This is a genomic window from Cupriavidus sp. IK-TO18, assembly GCF_015549295.1.
Classification (GTDB): Bacteria; Pseudomonadota; Gammaproteobacteria; order Burkholderiales; family Burkholderiaceae; genus Cupriavidus; species Cupriavidus oxalaticus_A.
Genome location: NZ_JADGMP010000006.1, coordinates 180,773 through 193,424, shown reverse-complemented (window position 1 = coordinate 193,424; position 12,652 = coordinate 180,773). Strand labels below are relative to the sequence as shown.

Annotated in this window: 15 protein-coding genes; 4 read left to right on the top strand and 11 right to left on the bottom strand. The window is 66.9% G+C overall.

Annotated features, from left to right (window positions below; translation table 11 throughout):
• The first annotated feature begins 29 nt into the window (after positions 1-29).
• The gene (locus tag IPF36_RS04815) at positions 30-452 is read left to right on the top strand and encodes a VOC family protein (RefSeq protein WP_135703909.1); all 423 of its coding nucleotides are present in this window, start codon (positions 30-32) and stop codon (positions 450-452) included.
• A 216-nt stretch (positions 453-668) separates the two neighbouring features.
• Positions 669-836, top strand: coding sequence for a hypothetical protein (locus IPF36_RS04810; protein ID WP_165971435.1), 168 nt, complete (start codon positions 669-671; stop codon positions 834-836).
• 47 nt (positions 837-883) lie between these two features.
• Here IPF36_RS04810 and IPF36_RS04805 read toward each other — a convergent pair whose 3' ends face one another.
• The 4 genes from IPF36_RS04805 to IPF36_RS04790 form a co-directional block, all read right to left on the bottom strand.
• The gene (locus IPF36_RS04805) at positions 884-2,749 is read right to left on the bottom strand and encodes a hybrid sensor histidine kinase/response regulator (RefSeq protein WP_195427432.1); all 1,866 of its coding nucleotides are present in this window, start codon (positions 2,747-2,749) and stop codon (positions 884-886) included.
• Entirely contained in the window at positions 2,746-3,384 is a 639-nt protein-coding gene (locus IPF36_RS04800) for a response regulator transcription factor (RefSeq protein ID WP_135703911.1), read from the bottom strand. Before IPF36_RS04800 ends, IPF36_RS04805 begins: the two co-directional genes overlap by 4 nt.
• 349 nt (positions 3,385-3,733) lie before the next feature.
• Complete coding sequence (locus IPF36_RS04795) at positions 3,734-5,395, bottom strand: hypothetical protein (protein ID WP_195427431.1); 1,662 nt, start codon at positions 5,393-5,395, stop codon at positions 3,734-3,736.
• A 207-nt stretch (positions 5,396-5,602) separates the two neighbouring features.
• Positions 5,603-6,307, bottom strand: coding sequence for a Crp/Fnr family transcriptional regulator (locus IPF36_RS04790; protein WP_133093265.1), 705 nt, complete (start codon positions 6,305-6,307; stop codon positions 5,603-5,605).
• Positions 6,308-6,463: 156 nt separating this feature from the next.
• On the opposite strand from IPF36_RS04790, the gene IPF36_RS04785 reads away from it, so the two are divergent.
• Entirely contained in the window at positions 6,464-8,098 is a 1,635-nt protein-coding gene (locus IPF36_RS04785; RefSeq protein WP_195427430.1) for an acyl-CoA synthetase, read from the top strand.
• Positions 8,099-8,110: 12 nt separating this feature from the next.
• Here IPF36_RS04785 and IPF36_RS04780 read toward each other — a convergent pair whose 3' ends face one another.
• From IPF36_RS04780 to IPF36_RS04770, 3 genes are all read right to left on the bottom strand, one after another.
• Positions 8,111-8,383, bottom strand: a complete 273-nt coding sequence (locus IPF36_RS04780) for a hypothetical protein (protein WP_135703913.1) — start codon at positions 8,381-8,383, stop codon at positions 8,111-8,113.
• Positions 8,384-8,397: 14 nt separating this feature from the next.
• Positions 8,398-8,676 (bottom strand): hypothetical protein, encoded by a 279-nt coding sequence (locus IPF36_RS04775; protein ID WP_135703914.1) that lies wholly within the window; start codon positions 8,674-8,676, stop codon positions 8,398-8,400.
• Between the two features lie 268 nt (positions 8,677-8,944).
• The gene (locus IPF36_RS04770) at positions 8,945-9,193 is read right to left on the bottom strand and encodes a hypothetical protein (RefSeq protein WP_133093261.1); all 249 of its coding nucleotides are present in this window, start codon (positions 9,191-9,193) and stop codon (positions 8,945-8,947) included.
• A gap of 179 nt (positions 9,194-9,372) precedes the next feature.
• On the opposite strand from IPF36_RS04770, the gene IPF36_RS04765 reads away from it, so the two are divergent.
• Complete coding sequence (locus tag IPF36_RS04765) at positions 9,373-10,494, top strand: AGE family epimerase/isomerase (RefSeq protein WP_135703915.1); 1,122 nt, start codon at positions 9,373-9,375, stop codon at positions 10,492-10,494.
• Positions 10,495-10,582: 88 nt separating this feature from the next.
• Here the strand turns inward: IPF36_RS04765 and IPF36_RS04760 are convergent, their stop codons facing one another.
• The 4 genes from IPF36_RS04760 to IPF36_RS04745 form a co-directional block, all read right to left on the bottom strand.
• Complete coding sequence (locus tag IPF36_RS04760) at positions 10,583-10,789, bottom strand: hypothetical protein (RefSeq protein WP_084402732.1); 207 nt, start codon at positions 10,787-10,789, stop codon at positions 10,583-10,585.
• A 206-nt stretch (positions 10,790-10,995) separates the two neighbouring features.
• Complete coding sequence (locus IPF36_RS04755; protein ID WP_195427429.1) at positions 10,996-11,364, bottom strand: hypothetical protein; 369 nt, start codon at positions 11,362-11,364, stop codon at positions 10,996-10,998.
• Positions 11,365-11,431: 67 nt separating this feature from the next.
• Positions 11,432-12,115 carry an alpha/beta hydrolase gene (locus IPF36_RS04750; protein ID WP_133093258.1) on the bottom strand — a complete coding sequence of 228 codons (684 nt, stop codon included), beginning with the start codon at positions 12,113-12,115 and terminating at the stop codon, positions 11,432-11,434.
• Positions 12,116-12,242: 127 nt separating this feature from the next.
• Positions 12,243-12,542 carry a hypothetical protein gene (locus IPF36_RS04745; protein WP_133093257.1) on the bottom strand — a complete coding sequence of 100 codons (300 nt, stop codon included), beginning with the start codon at positions 12,540-12,542 and terminating at the stop codon, positions 12,243-12,245.
• Between the last annotated feature and the right edge of the window lie 110 nt (positions 12,543-12,652).

Genomic DNA, 12,652 nt, shown 5'->3' with positions numbered 1-12,652 from the left:
GCCCACCACATCTGCAGGAGGGTAGTGCCATGAAGCCTCGCATCACACTGGTCACGCTGGGCGTCGACGACCTGGAGCGCGCGGTGCGCTTCTATCGCGATGGACTGGGATTGTCGACACCGGGCATTGTCGGCCAGCAGTTCGAGCACGGCGCGGTGGCGTTCTTCGACCTGCAGTCCGGGCTGAAGCTGGCACTGTGGCCGCGCGCGAGCCTGGCGCACGACGCCGGGCTGACGGTGACACCGCGCGCGTCCACCGATTTTTCGCTGGCCCACAATGTCGGCGACAAGGCGGAAGTCGATGCCGTGATGGCGCAGGCGAAGGCGGCAGGCGCTACCGTGGTCAAACCGGCGCAGGACACGTTCTGGGGCGGCTATGCGGGCTATTTCCAGGATCCCGACGGGCACCTGTGGGAGGTCGCTTGGAACCCGGAAATGCTGCCCGCCGGCTGACCTGCCACGCCTCCCTTGCGGCGGCGCCCCAGCCGTGGTGCGCCGCCGCAAAGGGATTTCCATGATTGCCACGCCCGCGCGAACTCCCGACTATCCTTGGTAACAGACAGCCTTAGCATGGCGGCGGAGCGGCCCCCACGCAGTGCCTTTGCATCACGCTTCGCCGGCAGACCACCGAAGTAAAGCAATAAGAACAAAAGGCCAAGGGAGACATCCATGCAAGTCTATGACAGCCTGCTGTATGTGACTGCGATGGTGCTGGTGTGCTTGTACGTGTATCTGGGCGTGCTGTCGCGCAGTGCCGCGATTCGCCTGGGTTCGCCGGCGATCGTGGCGGGACTGGTGCTCGCTTACTCGCTGTCCCCGCTGCATTCGGGCGGCTGACGCCCGCAGCGGTGCGCGGCCATCCGGCTTGATGCGGGAGGGCCGTCCTAATCTGCTTCGGCCTGTGAATGGCCGCGGCGTGTTTCGCCCTGCGCGTCCTGCACATTCTGCGCGGGGGCATCGCGCAGCAGCGTGTCGATCGCCGCGTGCAATTCCTGCGGAACCACCGGCTTGTGCAGCAGCAGCGTGCCTGCCGCATGCGCGGTCCGCAGCCGGTCCGCCGCCGTATCTCCCGTGATGATGATCGCCGGCACATGACGGCCCAGCCGCTGCCGGATCGCGTCCAGCGCTTCCTGGCCGGTGCGATGGCCGCGCAGGCGGTAGTCGGCAAGCACCAGTGCAGGCTGGAACGCCGCGAGCATGGTCAGCGCCTCGTCCTCGGATTCGGCCGTGCGGCAGTCGCATTGCCATGCCCCCAGCAGCTCCGACATGGCGGTGCGGATCGCTTCGTCGTCGTCGATCACCAGCACGCGCAGCCCGTCAAGCCCGCCCGGTGCCACCGGGTGCGGCGTGTCTTCCGGCGTGCTCCACGCGCGCGGCATCACGAAGCGGAACACCGACCCCCGCCCCGGCCGCGAGCCCAGCGTGACGTGCGTGCGCATCGTCCGCGCCAGCCCCTCGACGATGGCCAGCCCCAACCCCAGCCCCTTGCGCTGGTCGCGCTCCGGATTGCCGAGCTGGTGAAACTCGCGGAAGATCTCGCGATGCTGTGCGGCGGGAATGCCGATGCCGGTGTCCCATACCTCGATCACGGCATGCAGCCGGCGCTGGCGGCACGCCACCAGCACGCCACCCTCCCGGGTATAGCGGATCGCATTGGCGATCAGGTTGCGCAGCACCAGTTCGACCAGCGTGGGATCGCCGTACAGCGTTGTGGTGGTATCGCGCGTGCGGTACACCAGCCCGCGCGCATCGGCCTGCGGCGCGAATTCGTTCTCGAGCTTGTGCAGCAGCGGCTGCAGCCGGAACGGCCGCGGCCGCGGCGTGACCACGCCGGCTTCGAGCTTGGAGAAGTCCAGCAGCGAGTTCAGCATTTCGCGTGCGGCGCCGGACGATGCCTCCACATGCTCCAGCAACTGGCGCTGGCGCGCATCCAGCGCGGTGCGGCCCAGCGACACCAGGAACAGCCCCATCGCATGCAGCGGCTGGCGCAGGTCATGGCTGGCCGAGGCCAGGAACACCGACTTGGCGCGGCTCGCTTGCTCCGCCGCATGCTGCGCGGCCTCGGCACGCGCGGTCTGCTCGCGCAGCTGCGAGATCAGCTCGATGTTTTCGAAGCGCAGCGCGATCGAATGCCGCGCCACGCGCGAATAGTTGCGTGCGAACATGATCAGCACGAACAGGTACAGCGGTGTGCCGAGGAACATGGGCAGGTATTCGATATCGCCGGTGACCAGGAACGCGATCCAGACCGGCACGATCGACGGAATAAAGAAGCCGATCGCCACCGGCAGGCAGGCGGAGAACACCGCCAGCGCCGCCGCGCTCATGCCGGCGATCAGCGACAGCACGCAGATCACCACCGCCGGCATGCTCACGTCCAGGTAGAGCCAAGCCACCAGTCCCCACAGCGCGCCGATCAGCGCGAGCATGGCGGTCATGCCGCGCGCATAGCGGCCCGCGCCTGCCTCGGTCAGCCGTCCGGCCAGCGCCAGCCGCCCGAAGTACGCCACCGCGCAGGCCACTGCCATCGCGCAGGCCCAGGGCAGGGCGCCGGGACGGTCGCCCGACAGCGTCAGGCCCGCGGCGAGGATAAAGGCCGCCAGCGAGCAGCCCAGCATGGCGATGCCGAAGCTCTGGTCGATCAGCGCCATCTGCGCGGCCAGCAGCCGCGGCTCGTCGAAGCGCGGCAGCAGCCGCAGGCCCTGCGGGCGATCCCCCCTTACGCGCGGCGGCGCCTGGTCCGCGGTCATCGCGCCGCCTGCACCAGCCCGCGGCGCTGCGCTTCCAGGATGGCTTCGACGCGGCTGACCACGCCGAGGTGGTCGAGGATGGCGGCCACATGAACGCGGACGGTGTTTTCGGACAGGCCCATGTGGTAGGCAATGACCTTGTTGGAGCGGCCCAGCGTGAGCTGGTGCAGCACCTCCAGCTGGCGCGGCGTGAGCGTGCTGGCGGCATACGGCGCCGGCGCGGCGGCACGGCCGGCCGCACTGGCGTCATCGGAGAAATGCATGCCGCCGGCGAGGCAGCAGGCGATCGCTTCCTCGATCTCGCGCGCATCGGCCGACTTGGGCAGGAAGCCGGCGATCTCGCGCCGCACGTCGGCCGGAATGGTTTCCAGTCCGGAAGTGCCGGAAACGATCAGGATGCGCGCCGCGGGGAAATGCCGCCGCAATACCTTGACGCCCTCCAGGCCGTTCAGGCCCGGCATCTGGATATCGAGCAGCAGGATATCGACCGCGGCGCCGGCATGGTCCTGTACCGCCTGCATGACAGAGCCGGCTTCGATGATCTGCCCGACGCTCGGGCTGTCGGCCAGGACCAGGCGCAGGCCGGTGCGGAACAGGGTGTGGTCGTCGATCAGCAGCAGGCGGGCGTGGGGCATGGGGAACAGGCGCCGTGAGCAGCGGGGCGCAGGTCAGTCTGGATGCCGTCGCAGCGGGCACGGGTCGACAGACATTGGACAAGAATCCATGGAGATTGTCCATGCACCAGACGCGTCAGCGCGACTAGTCCGGAAAGATTATTGGCCCGGCGCGGCGCCGGTGCGAAGATCCTCGTCGTGGACAGTTCCGCGACATGTCCGCACCACTTTTCGTTACCCACTACCACCCGGCTGTGGGTATTTTTTTGTCTGCGGTTTTGCGATCGGCAAAGAAAAGGCCGGCGTCGCGGGGCGGTGCCGGCCTGGAGCGAATCCGGACAACGGATGTCCGGATTCGCCGTGCGGTGGATTACGGACGGTTGAGCGAGATGCTGTAGAAGTTGACGTTGTTCACGCCGATCGACACGTTCACGCCGGTATTGCCCAGCACCATCGCGATCGACTCGGCTGCGGCGGTGCTCGCTTCGCGATAGCGCAGGCCAGGCGCCGGCACGTTCTGCTTCCAGCTGTCGAGGCGGCCGTCTTCGACGCGCTTGCGGGTATAGATGCCAGTCTGCGCGTCGGCCGATTCGACCACCGTGCTCCATTTCTCCGTACCGGTGAAGGTGAGCACAGGCGTGCCACCGCCCGCGGGCCGCAGGTACATCACCGCGTTATCCCAATACGCATTGGAATAGCCGACTGCCGGCAGCGCGCGGTCAACCTGCTTGCTGAAGATCATGAAGCCGTCTTCATGCGGGATCACCGCCATCATCTGACCATCGGTGCCCTTGAAGGTGTAGACGGGCTGCGCGCTGGCATAGAGGTCGTTGAAGCCGAAGATGCCGTTGCCGATTGCGGAGAAGGTCGGCAGCTCGGCTGCCGGCCAGCTTTCGCAGCTGTTGATGCCGGTGCAGTTGGCGCCCGCGGTCGCCTTGCCGTCGGCATCCAGGCTCAGTGTGACGCGGCTGGGCTTGAGTGGCGAGCCGGCGTCCTCACGCTCGTAGCCGAGGCCGTTCCAGTTGCCGGCAAGGTCGGCCAGGGTCAGCGACTGGGCGGGAATCAGCATGGCCACGCCGGGGTTCGGCATCGGCGCTGCCGGCACGGCCAGGCCCACGCCGGACTTCGACATCAGCACGGTCGTGACGCTGCCGCCGGACGAGACGGTGAAGCGGCAGGCTTCGGCGGCATCCGGGGTCAGCGTCACCGACGAACCGGAGGGTGCGTCCGCGGCGAAGCTGGACTTCTGCGTGATCGTCAGCGCGCTGGCATCGACTTCGGCAATGGTGCCGGACGGGTAGCTCAGGCCGACCAGGTGGTACTTGCCCGAGCGCAGGCCCGCGCAGCTTGCCGCCGCCGGTTGCAGCGCGGTCTGGATCGCCGTGGCGCCTGCATTGGAGGCGACTGCCGACGACAGCTCGTCCAGCGAGGTCTGCGACGACTCCAGGCGCTCGCCCAGCTGGTCGAGCAGCTGATCCTGAGCGTTGCCCGCAGTGCTGCCATTGGCCGCTACCAGCGTGCCCTTGAGCGGATCGACGCCGGTCAGGTCGACCACGCCGGTCAGTACCAGCTTCACGGCCTCGGTGGCCGTGTTCAGGCCGCTGGTGGTCAGCTTGGCCTGTGCGCTGGCATCGAACTGGTTGAAGAAGGCGTCGGTGTCGCCGCCGGCCAGCGATGCGGTGATCAGCTCGGTCAGCGGCGTGATGTTGGCCGTGGCGGTGGTACCGCTGCCGGCTTCCACGACCGAATGCAGCGTGGTGCCGTCCGGCGTCGTGACGCTCAGCACGCACGGGCGCGTGGCGTTCGGGATATCGATGGTGAAGGTGCCGTCCGCGGCGGTGGTGGCGGTGCCGCTGCCCGATGCGCACTTGGCCTGCACGCTGGCATTGCCCAGCGCCGCGCCCACTGCGGCCGTGCCGCTGATCTTGGTAGTCGGAGCCGAAGAAGCCGGCGCTTCGCTTTCTCCTCCGCCGCCGCATGCTGTCAGCACGGCGACAGCCAGACCCGTCAGAAACAAGTTTGTGGTTTTCATCCCTGTATTTGGCTTTATGTGGTTCTGGTTATGGCAGGGACCGCGCTGGTCGACCCGTGGCTCATGCAGCCCCGCCAACAGGGTGGCTCGCCCACCCTGCGGGCGCGAGTGTGTGCGAACGGCAGGGTTCAAGGTAACCCGCGTTCTGGTGATTGACACACAAATAAGACATATGGTTTGGCGGCCAGCGCCGCCAAACCTTGACCGCTACAGCTCTGACAGCCCGAAGCTGCGCAAGCGCGGCAGGTCGGTCACGCGGATGCTCTGGTAGGACAGATGCACCATGCCGGCGTCGGCCAGCCGTCGCAGCGCCTGGTTGACGCGTTGCCGCGACAGCCCGGTCAGCAGGCCGATTTCTTCCTGCGACAGCTCCAGCACGGGACTGGTGCGCGGATACAGGTCGGGATGGAACAGCTGCGCGATTGCCTGCGCCACGCGCGCATCGGCGCCGAGCAGGCGGTCGTTCTGCACCGTGGCGATGAACTGGCCCATGCGCTCGTTGAGCTGGCGTACGACAAAGCTTGCAAACGGCAGGCTCTGCGCCAGCAGCGTGTTGAAGACCGGCTCGGGCACCAGCAGCACTTGCGAGTCGCGGATGGCGATCACGTCGTAGCGGCGGTCTTCGCGCTTGATCACGCTGCCTTCGCCGCACCAGCCGCCGGCCGGCACGCCGGAGAAGGTGCAGCCGCGTCCGTCCGGCGTGTACACCGCCAGCTTGATCAGGCCGCTGTCGACCCCGATCCAGTAGCGCGAAGGCTCGCCGCGCCGGGCAATGAAGGCGCCCGCGGCGAAGGACTGCAGCAGTGTTTCGCGCGCGGCCAGCGCCTGGTGTTCCGCCGCCAGCGCGGCGTACCACACATGGCTGGCAAGCATGCTTTCAGGGGCGCGAGTGGGGTTCTGGGATGCGGTCATGACATCGGCGCGAGCGGCTGCGCGGCACTTTGTAAGATTTGCGTAAGCCTTGGCCGGCGCGGGTTTGCGGGAAGTTTGTCGTCCGGACGACAGTGCGCCGGGCGTGTGCGATGATAGCCTTGCCCCAGAAAAAGTGCGACTAGCGGAGACACAGCAATGCCAACCGATTTCGACAGCGGCCTGGCCCGCAATGCGGCCAATTTCGTACCGCTCACACCCATCGACTTCCTGGTCCGCGCCGCGGAGGTGTACGGCGACCGCCTGGCCATCGTGCACGGTCCGGTGCGACAGAACTGGCGCGACACGTATGCGCGCGCGCGCCGCATGGCCAGCGCGCTGGCGCGTGCCGGCGTCGGCAAGGGCGACACCGTGGCCGCGCTGCTGCCCAACACGCCGGCCATGGTCGAGGCGCATTTTGGCGTACCGATGGCGGGCGCGGTGCTCAATGCGCTCAATATCCGGCTCGACGCCGCCAACCTCGTCTTCATGCTGCGCCATGGCGAGGCCCGCGTGCTGCTCGCCGACACCGAGTTTGCCGACGTTGCGCGGCAGGTTGCGCTGGAAATTCCCGGGCTCAAGGTGATCGCGGTCCATGATGCGCTGGGGCCGCAGGCCGAGCCCTTCGGCGAGACCGACTACGAATCCTTCCTGGCTGCCGGCGATCCGGACTATGCATGGCGCATGCCTGGCGACGAGTGGGATGCGATCGCGCTGAACTACACCTCGGGCACCACCGGCGATCCCAAGGGCGTGGTCTATCACCACCGCGGCGCGGCCATCAACGCGATCTCCAACATCCTGGAATGGGACCTGCCCAAGCACCCGGTCTACCTGTGGACGCTGCCGATGTTCCACTGCAATGGCTGGTGCTTCCCTTGGACCATCGCGGCGCGCGCGGGCGTCAACGTCTGCCTGCGCAAGTTCGAACCCAGGCTCGTGTTCGACCTGATGCGCGCGGAAGGCGTCACGCACTACTGCGCCGCGCCGATCGTGCATACCGCGCTGGTCAACGCGCCCGCATCGTGGCGCGAAGGCGTGCGCGGCCCGGTGCGCGGCATGGTCGCCGGCGCGCCGCCGCCGGCAGCGGTGCTGGCGCAGATGGAGGCCATGGGCTTCGAACTCACGCACGTGTATGGCCTGACCGAGGTTTATGGCCCGGCCGCGGTCTGTGCCGAGCAGGACGACTGGCGCACGCTGTCGGAACAGGACCGCGCCGTGCGCAAGGCGCGCCAGGGCGTGCGCTACCACCTGCAGTCGCAGGTTGCGGTGCTCGATCCTGATTCTATGCAGCCCGTGCCCGCCGACGGCGAGACCATCGGCGAGATCATGTTCCGCGGCAACATCTGCATGAAGGGCTACCTGAAGAACGAGAAGGCCACGCGCGAGGCCTTCGCCGGCGGCTGGTTCCATACCGGCGACCTCGGCGTGTGCATGCCCGACGGCTATATCAAGATCAAGGACCGCAGCAAGGACATCATCATTTCCGGCGGCGAGAATATTTCCAGCGTGGAAGTGGAGGACGCGCTCTACCGGCATCCCGCGGTGCTTGCCGCGGCGGTGGTGGCTCAGCCTGACGCCAAGTGGGGCGAGACGCCGTGCGCCTTCGTCGAACTGAAGGATGGCGCCAGTGCCACCGCGGAGGACCTGATCGCGCATTGCCGCACGCTGCTGGCCGGCTTCAAGGTGCCCAAGGCGGTGTACTTCGGGCCGCTGCCCAAGACTTCGACCGGCAAGATCCAGAAGTTCGAGTTGCGCCGCAAGGTGAAATCGGACGCGGCCATCGATGTCTGAACGCGGCGGTTGCTAGGGCTGTACCGCTTCCTCGGCATCGCGCTGTCCGGCGATATCCGAGTCGATGGCTTCGCGGCCCCACGCCATGCCCGCGCGCGTGGCATCGCCGGCACAGCCAAAGCGCGTCTGCATCACGGGGCACGGCCATGGCAGCCGCGTGCCGCGATGCCAGACTTCGGCGCGCAGTGTCCACCAGCCATCGTGCTGGCTGCCATAGCGCAGCGCCGCGACATGGATGCGATAGCCGCGGTAGCTGGCGTTCTCGTCATGCAATCCGCTGGGCATGCGCTATCGGGCGTTCAGCGTGCCCGCGCTTCGTGTGGACTTCCGTGAGGGCGGGGACGGTGCCAGTCCTGGGCAATGTCGGGGACCACCTCGCATTCGCCACGCACGATATTCTCGATGGTGGCGCACACGCATTCAGTGCCGCGCGGCCCTACGCACACCAGGCTGCGCGGATGGTCGGTGTGCTGCGGAATGGCATAGACGCGCATGCCCTCCTGGTACAAGGGATGCTTGCTCAGGCGCTCGTTCATCAGCTCGACGAAGCGCTGCGGAGAGACGACCGGCTTTTCCATTTCATGCTCCTGCGGCCCTGCCACCGCACCGATGCCAAGCGCGGCGAGGCGACCAGGCCAGTTAAGGCCAGGAAGATGACAGGCAGGTGGCAGGGAAGCACCCAGGCTTCGGGAAGGCCCTGGGCGTGGCCGGAACGGAGAATCGCGGGCAAATAGCCTGCCCGCGTTGCCACTGCCACGATTCCAGACTAGGACATGCGCGGCAGCGCGCAAGGATCGGGGCCACCCGGACGCCCGCGCCTGCACATGGCAGCGCGGGCGGCGTGCTTCAGGTGGTGCGCAGTTCGCTCGCCGCGCGCGGGCCATCCAGCATGCCATTGCCGGCGGCCCAGCAGGCTGCCTCGGCCTCGGCATGCGAACTGTATGTGGAAGGCGCTTCAACAGTGCAGTCGGCATCGGCCGCGCCGCAAAGTTCTTCCATGACAATGCGCCAGGTGTACTGGCCGGATGGCTCTTCCAGCACGTGCAGTACCAGCGTGCGGTGATGGTCCGAAAGCGTAAGGGGCAGGGTCGACATTGGCTCCTCCCGTTGGCAGGTGGGACGCATTTGATGCTAGCAACTACAGGCGCATGGTGCCATCGGAGAATTGCAACCGCGGCATGGCAAGATACGCGTGCCGCGGCTTCCCCCGCTGCGCCGAATCCAGTAACCTTCTGCGCCTGGCGCCACGTGGCGCCTGCTTCTCGCCACCGACCATGCTCAATTCGACCGCACTCAACCAACAGGTCGCCGCCTTGACGGCGCACTACGACGCCACGGTGCTGCCGCTGTGGACTGCCAGCGGCTGGAATGCCGGCCTGTTCCTGCCTTATGAGGCCCTCGACGGCGCCACGGCCGCGCCGCTGCCGGCGGCGCGCTACCGTGCCATGGCGTGTGCGCGGCAGCTTTATGTGTTTTCGGTGGCGGGCCAGCATGCGCATGCCGATACGCTGTTCGGCTCGCTGCAGGCGTATTTCGGCGACGGGGCGGGCGGCTGGATCTACAGCGTGGGACCGGACGGTTCGCCGCTGGACACCACGCGCGACCTTTACACGCACGCCTTCGTGATCTTTGCCTGCGCCAGCTACCACGCGCTGCGCGGCAATCCCGATGCGCTCGAAGTGCTCGACGAAACCGTCGACGTCGTCGAGGACTTCTTCACCGAAGATGGCGGGCTGTACCATGCCGCGCTTAACGAGCACTTTCGCCCGAAAGGCGCAGGCGTGCTGCAGAACCCGGTGATGCACCTGACCGAGGCCTACCTGGCGGCGCTCGATGCGACCGGCGACGAATGGTATGCCGAGCGGCTGCGCGAGATCGCGATGGCCGTGTTCGAGCGCTTTGTCGATCCCGCGAGCGGCTGTATCGCCGAGCTGCCGCAGGGCAGTGCCGACAATCGCATCGAACCGGGCCACCAGTTCGAATGGTTCTCGCTGGTCGCAAGCCGGCCGCAGCTGTTCGGCGACCTGCCGCTGGAAGGCGCGCTGCGCCAGGCCTTCGACTTTGCGCAGCGGCATGGCGTGGCGCCCGGCACGCTGGGCGTCAGCGCGGCACTGGACGCGCGTGGCGGGCTGCTCGACGGTACCCAGCGCATCTGGGCGCAGACCGAGTATGCACGCGCACTGGCGCTGCATGGACAACCCGGGTCGCTGGCTACGCTGGAAGCGTGGGCCGGGCAGTTCCGCAATCGCTTCCTGCATGCGCAGGGATGGCACGAATGCCTCGCGCCTTCAGGCGACGTGGTGCGTGCGGAGATGCCGTCGACTTCGCCATACCACCTGGCAACGTCTTACCTGGCGCTGGCACAGGCCGCCGGCCTGTCCTGGCCGAACCAGTGACGCGACGCAATCGTTATCAATTCTTTGCAGTCGCGGCCAGGGGCCGCGACTAGACTCAAGCCCGCGCTCCGCCCGTGCGTTGTCCTTCTTAACTACCTGGTCGTCGTTCTGAAGTCGCGGGCCGGGGCGCACCCGCCTGCGGCGATACCTGCGTGCCTACGCGGACTTCCATCTGCCGTATGCGGGTGGCGGCACGGGTCTCTGCGTGGTCATTGAGGATCAGGCACAGCAGCGTCAGCAAGGCCGCTGCGATCATGCTCAGCGCGATCCAGGCGAGGCAGTGCTTGCGTTCCATGGTGGAATCGATGGGGGCATTATTGGAGCGCGCAGTGTAAGCGCCCCGCCGCAAAGCGATTGTCAACCTTTGCAAACACAGCGGTTATGCCACGTCTGGATGCTCTGGCAAGCTCTCCGGCAATCGCGCCCCATCCACGATTTAGCGTTTTCGCCAATTCCTGCAATGCCGGCGAGAAGCGCTAATTCGCAAATTCAATGATTCGCTTATTCCATCACGCCGTTCTCGCGCAGCAGCCGTTCGCATTCATCGAGCATGTCGTGCGCAAAGGCAGACTGATAGTTGGGATCGAGCGCTTCCATCATTTCGTGCGCGGCATACAAGCCCGCTTCTCGCGACAGCGTCTCGGCCAGCTGTCGTGCGAACTGGTCGCTGAGTTCCGACAGCAAACGCCGCTCGGACAGCGGCAGCTGCAGCCGCGAGCGCGACAGCCATTCGCCTGCGAGCGTCGCGCCTTGTGCGTCCGTCATCCACTTGCGGTGCTCGTAATAGGCCGACAGGCGCTCGGCGGTCAGCGCGAACAGCAGCGCCTTGCGGGTGTTGAAATTGATGCGGGGCAGTGGGGCGAGGCTCATGGGTACGGCTTGCCGCGCGGGCGTGGCCCTTGCGGCGATCTGTCAGGGTTATCGGCGTTTGATCAGGTCAGGCACCGGCAGGGCCGAAGCGCTCCGCCAGCCATGCGCCGATGGCAACGATCTCTTCCAGGCAGACCGAATGCCCCATCGGGTACGTCTGCCATGTCAGCGGATGCTGGCGCGCCTGGATAAAGTCGCGTGCCGCAACGCCCAGCTGCAACGGCACCACATCGTCCTGCGTGCCGTGCGCGGCAAACACCGGCGTGGCGGCATTCGCGGCGCTGGCCTGCGCTGCCACCGTGCCCGGCGCGGGAATATAGCTGGACAGCGCCACGATGCCGGCAAGCGGTTCCGGATGCGTCAGGCCCGCGGTATAGGCGATGGCGCCGCCCTGTGAAAACCCGGCCAGCACGATGCGGCTGCAGGGGATGCCGCGCGCATTCTCGCGCGCGACCAGCGCGCGGATGGCATTGCACGAGGCCTGGATGCCGGCCTCATCGGCGCGGCGGCCGGCCTCGTCGAGGGAATAGATGTCATACCAGGCCGGCATGACATAACCGCCGTTGCAGGTCACGGAAATCGCCGGCGCGTGCGGAAAGATAAAGCGCACGCCAGGCGAGGCGGGCAGCCGCAACTCCGGCACCACCGGTGCAAAGTCGCTGCCGTCGGCGCCCAGCCCGTGCATCCAGATCACGGCGCAGCGGGGATCGGGCGCGGTTTCGATTTCAATGGCGGGCAGCAGTTCGCTCATGGGGCAGGTTCCTGTGTGACGGCGTGCCCGCGCGCCGATGGGCGCGGCAGGCAGCGCGAGTATCGCACAGGTCAGGCCCGCTGATGCCGCACGCCCGCCATGCGGGCAGGGCGGCACGACTGCCGGTTCAGGCGGCGGACGGAACGATCGGCACGGTGGTCAGCCCCGGCGCGCGCGCATTCTGCGCGGCGGAGGGCAACTCGGCCATTGCCGGCACGGTGGCGCGGCGCTTGTCCACCACGTCCTCCACGCCCTTGGCCGAGACATCTTCCAGGAACGCGACCATGTCGCGGTAGTAGGCCACCTGCATCTGCGCCTCGAGCAACTTCCGCTCGGCCTGGAATAGCGTCAGCCTCATGTCTTGCAGTTCCCTTTCGGCGATTTTTTCCGGGGTCGGCGGACTGAACAAGTTTGCAAGCCAACGCATGGCAGTACCTCCAGTTCTGTCAAAGCGAAATTGCGATGCTTGTGCCACGAGGTCAAATATAGACAAGAAATCGATAAAAGGCCTCTTGGCCTTCTTGCCGTGGTGCCTCG

Coding starts and splice junctions, on each gene's coding strand:
- IPF36_RS04805 (WP_195427432.1), bottom strand. CDS start 2,749: ATGACCGCGGACCAGGCGCCGCCGCGCGTAAGGGGGGATCGCCCGCAG.
- IPF36_RS04775 (WP_135703914.1), bottom strand. CDS start 8,676: ATGGAAAAGCCGGTCGTCTCTCCGCAGCGCTTCGTCGAGCTGATGAAC.
- IPF36_RS04785 (WP_195427430.1), top strand. CDS start 6,464: ATGCCAACCGATTTCGACAGCGGCCTGGCCCGCAATGCGGCCAATTTC.
- IPF36_RS04815 (WP_135703909.1), top strand. CDS start 30: ATGAAGCCTCGCATCACACTGGTCACGCTGGGCGTCGACGACCTGGAG.
- IPF36_RS04760 (WP_084402732.1), bottom strand. CDS start 10,789: ATGGAACGCAAGCACTGCCTCGCCTGGATCGCGCTGAGCATGATCGCA.
- IPF36_RS04745 (WP_133093257.1), bottom strand. CDS start 12,542: ATGCGTTGGCTTGCAAACTTGTTCAGTCCGCCGACCCCGGAAAAAATC.
- IPF36_RS04800 (WP_135703911.1), bottom strand. CDS start 3,384: ATGCCCCACGCCCGCCTGCTGCTGATCGACGACCACACCCTGTTCCGC.
- IPF36_RS04770 (WP_133093261.1), bottom strand. CDS start 9,193: ATGTCGACCCTGCCCCTTACGCTTTCGGACCATCACCGCACGCTGGTA.
- IPF36_RS04790 (WP_133093265.1), bottom strand. CDS start 6,307: ATGACCGCATCCCAGAACCCCACTCGCGCCCCTGAAAGCATGCTTGCC.
- IPF36_RS04755 (WP_195427429.1), bottom strand. CDS start 11,364: ATGAGCCTCGCCCCACTGCCCCGCATCAATTTCAACACCCGCAAGGCG.
- IPF36_RS04765 (WP_135703915.1), top strand. CDS start 9,373: ATGCTCAATTCGACCGCACTCAACCAACAGGTCGCCGCCTTGACGGCG.
- IPF36_RS04795 (WP_195427431.1), bottom strand. CDS start 5,395: ATGAAAACCACAAACTTGTTTCTGACGGGTCTGGCTGTCGCCGTGCTG.
- IPF36_RS04780 (WP_135703913.1), bottom strand. CDS start 8,383: ATGCCCAGCGGATTGCATGACGAGAACGCCAGCTACCGCGGCTATCGC.
- IPF36_RS04750 (WP_133093258.1), bottom strand. CDS start 12,115: ATGAGCGAACTGCTGCCCGCCATTGAAATCGAAACCGCGCCCGATCCC.
- IPF36_RS04810 (WP_165971435.1), top strand. CDS start 669: ATGCAAGTCTATGACAGCCTGCTGTATGTGACTGCGATGGTGCTGGTG.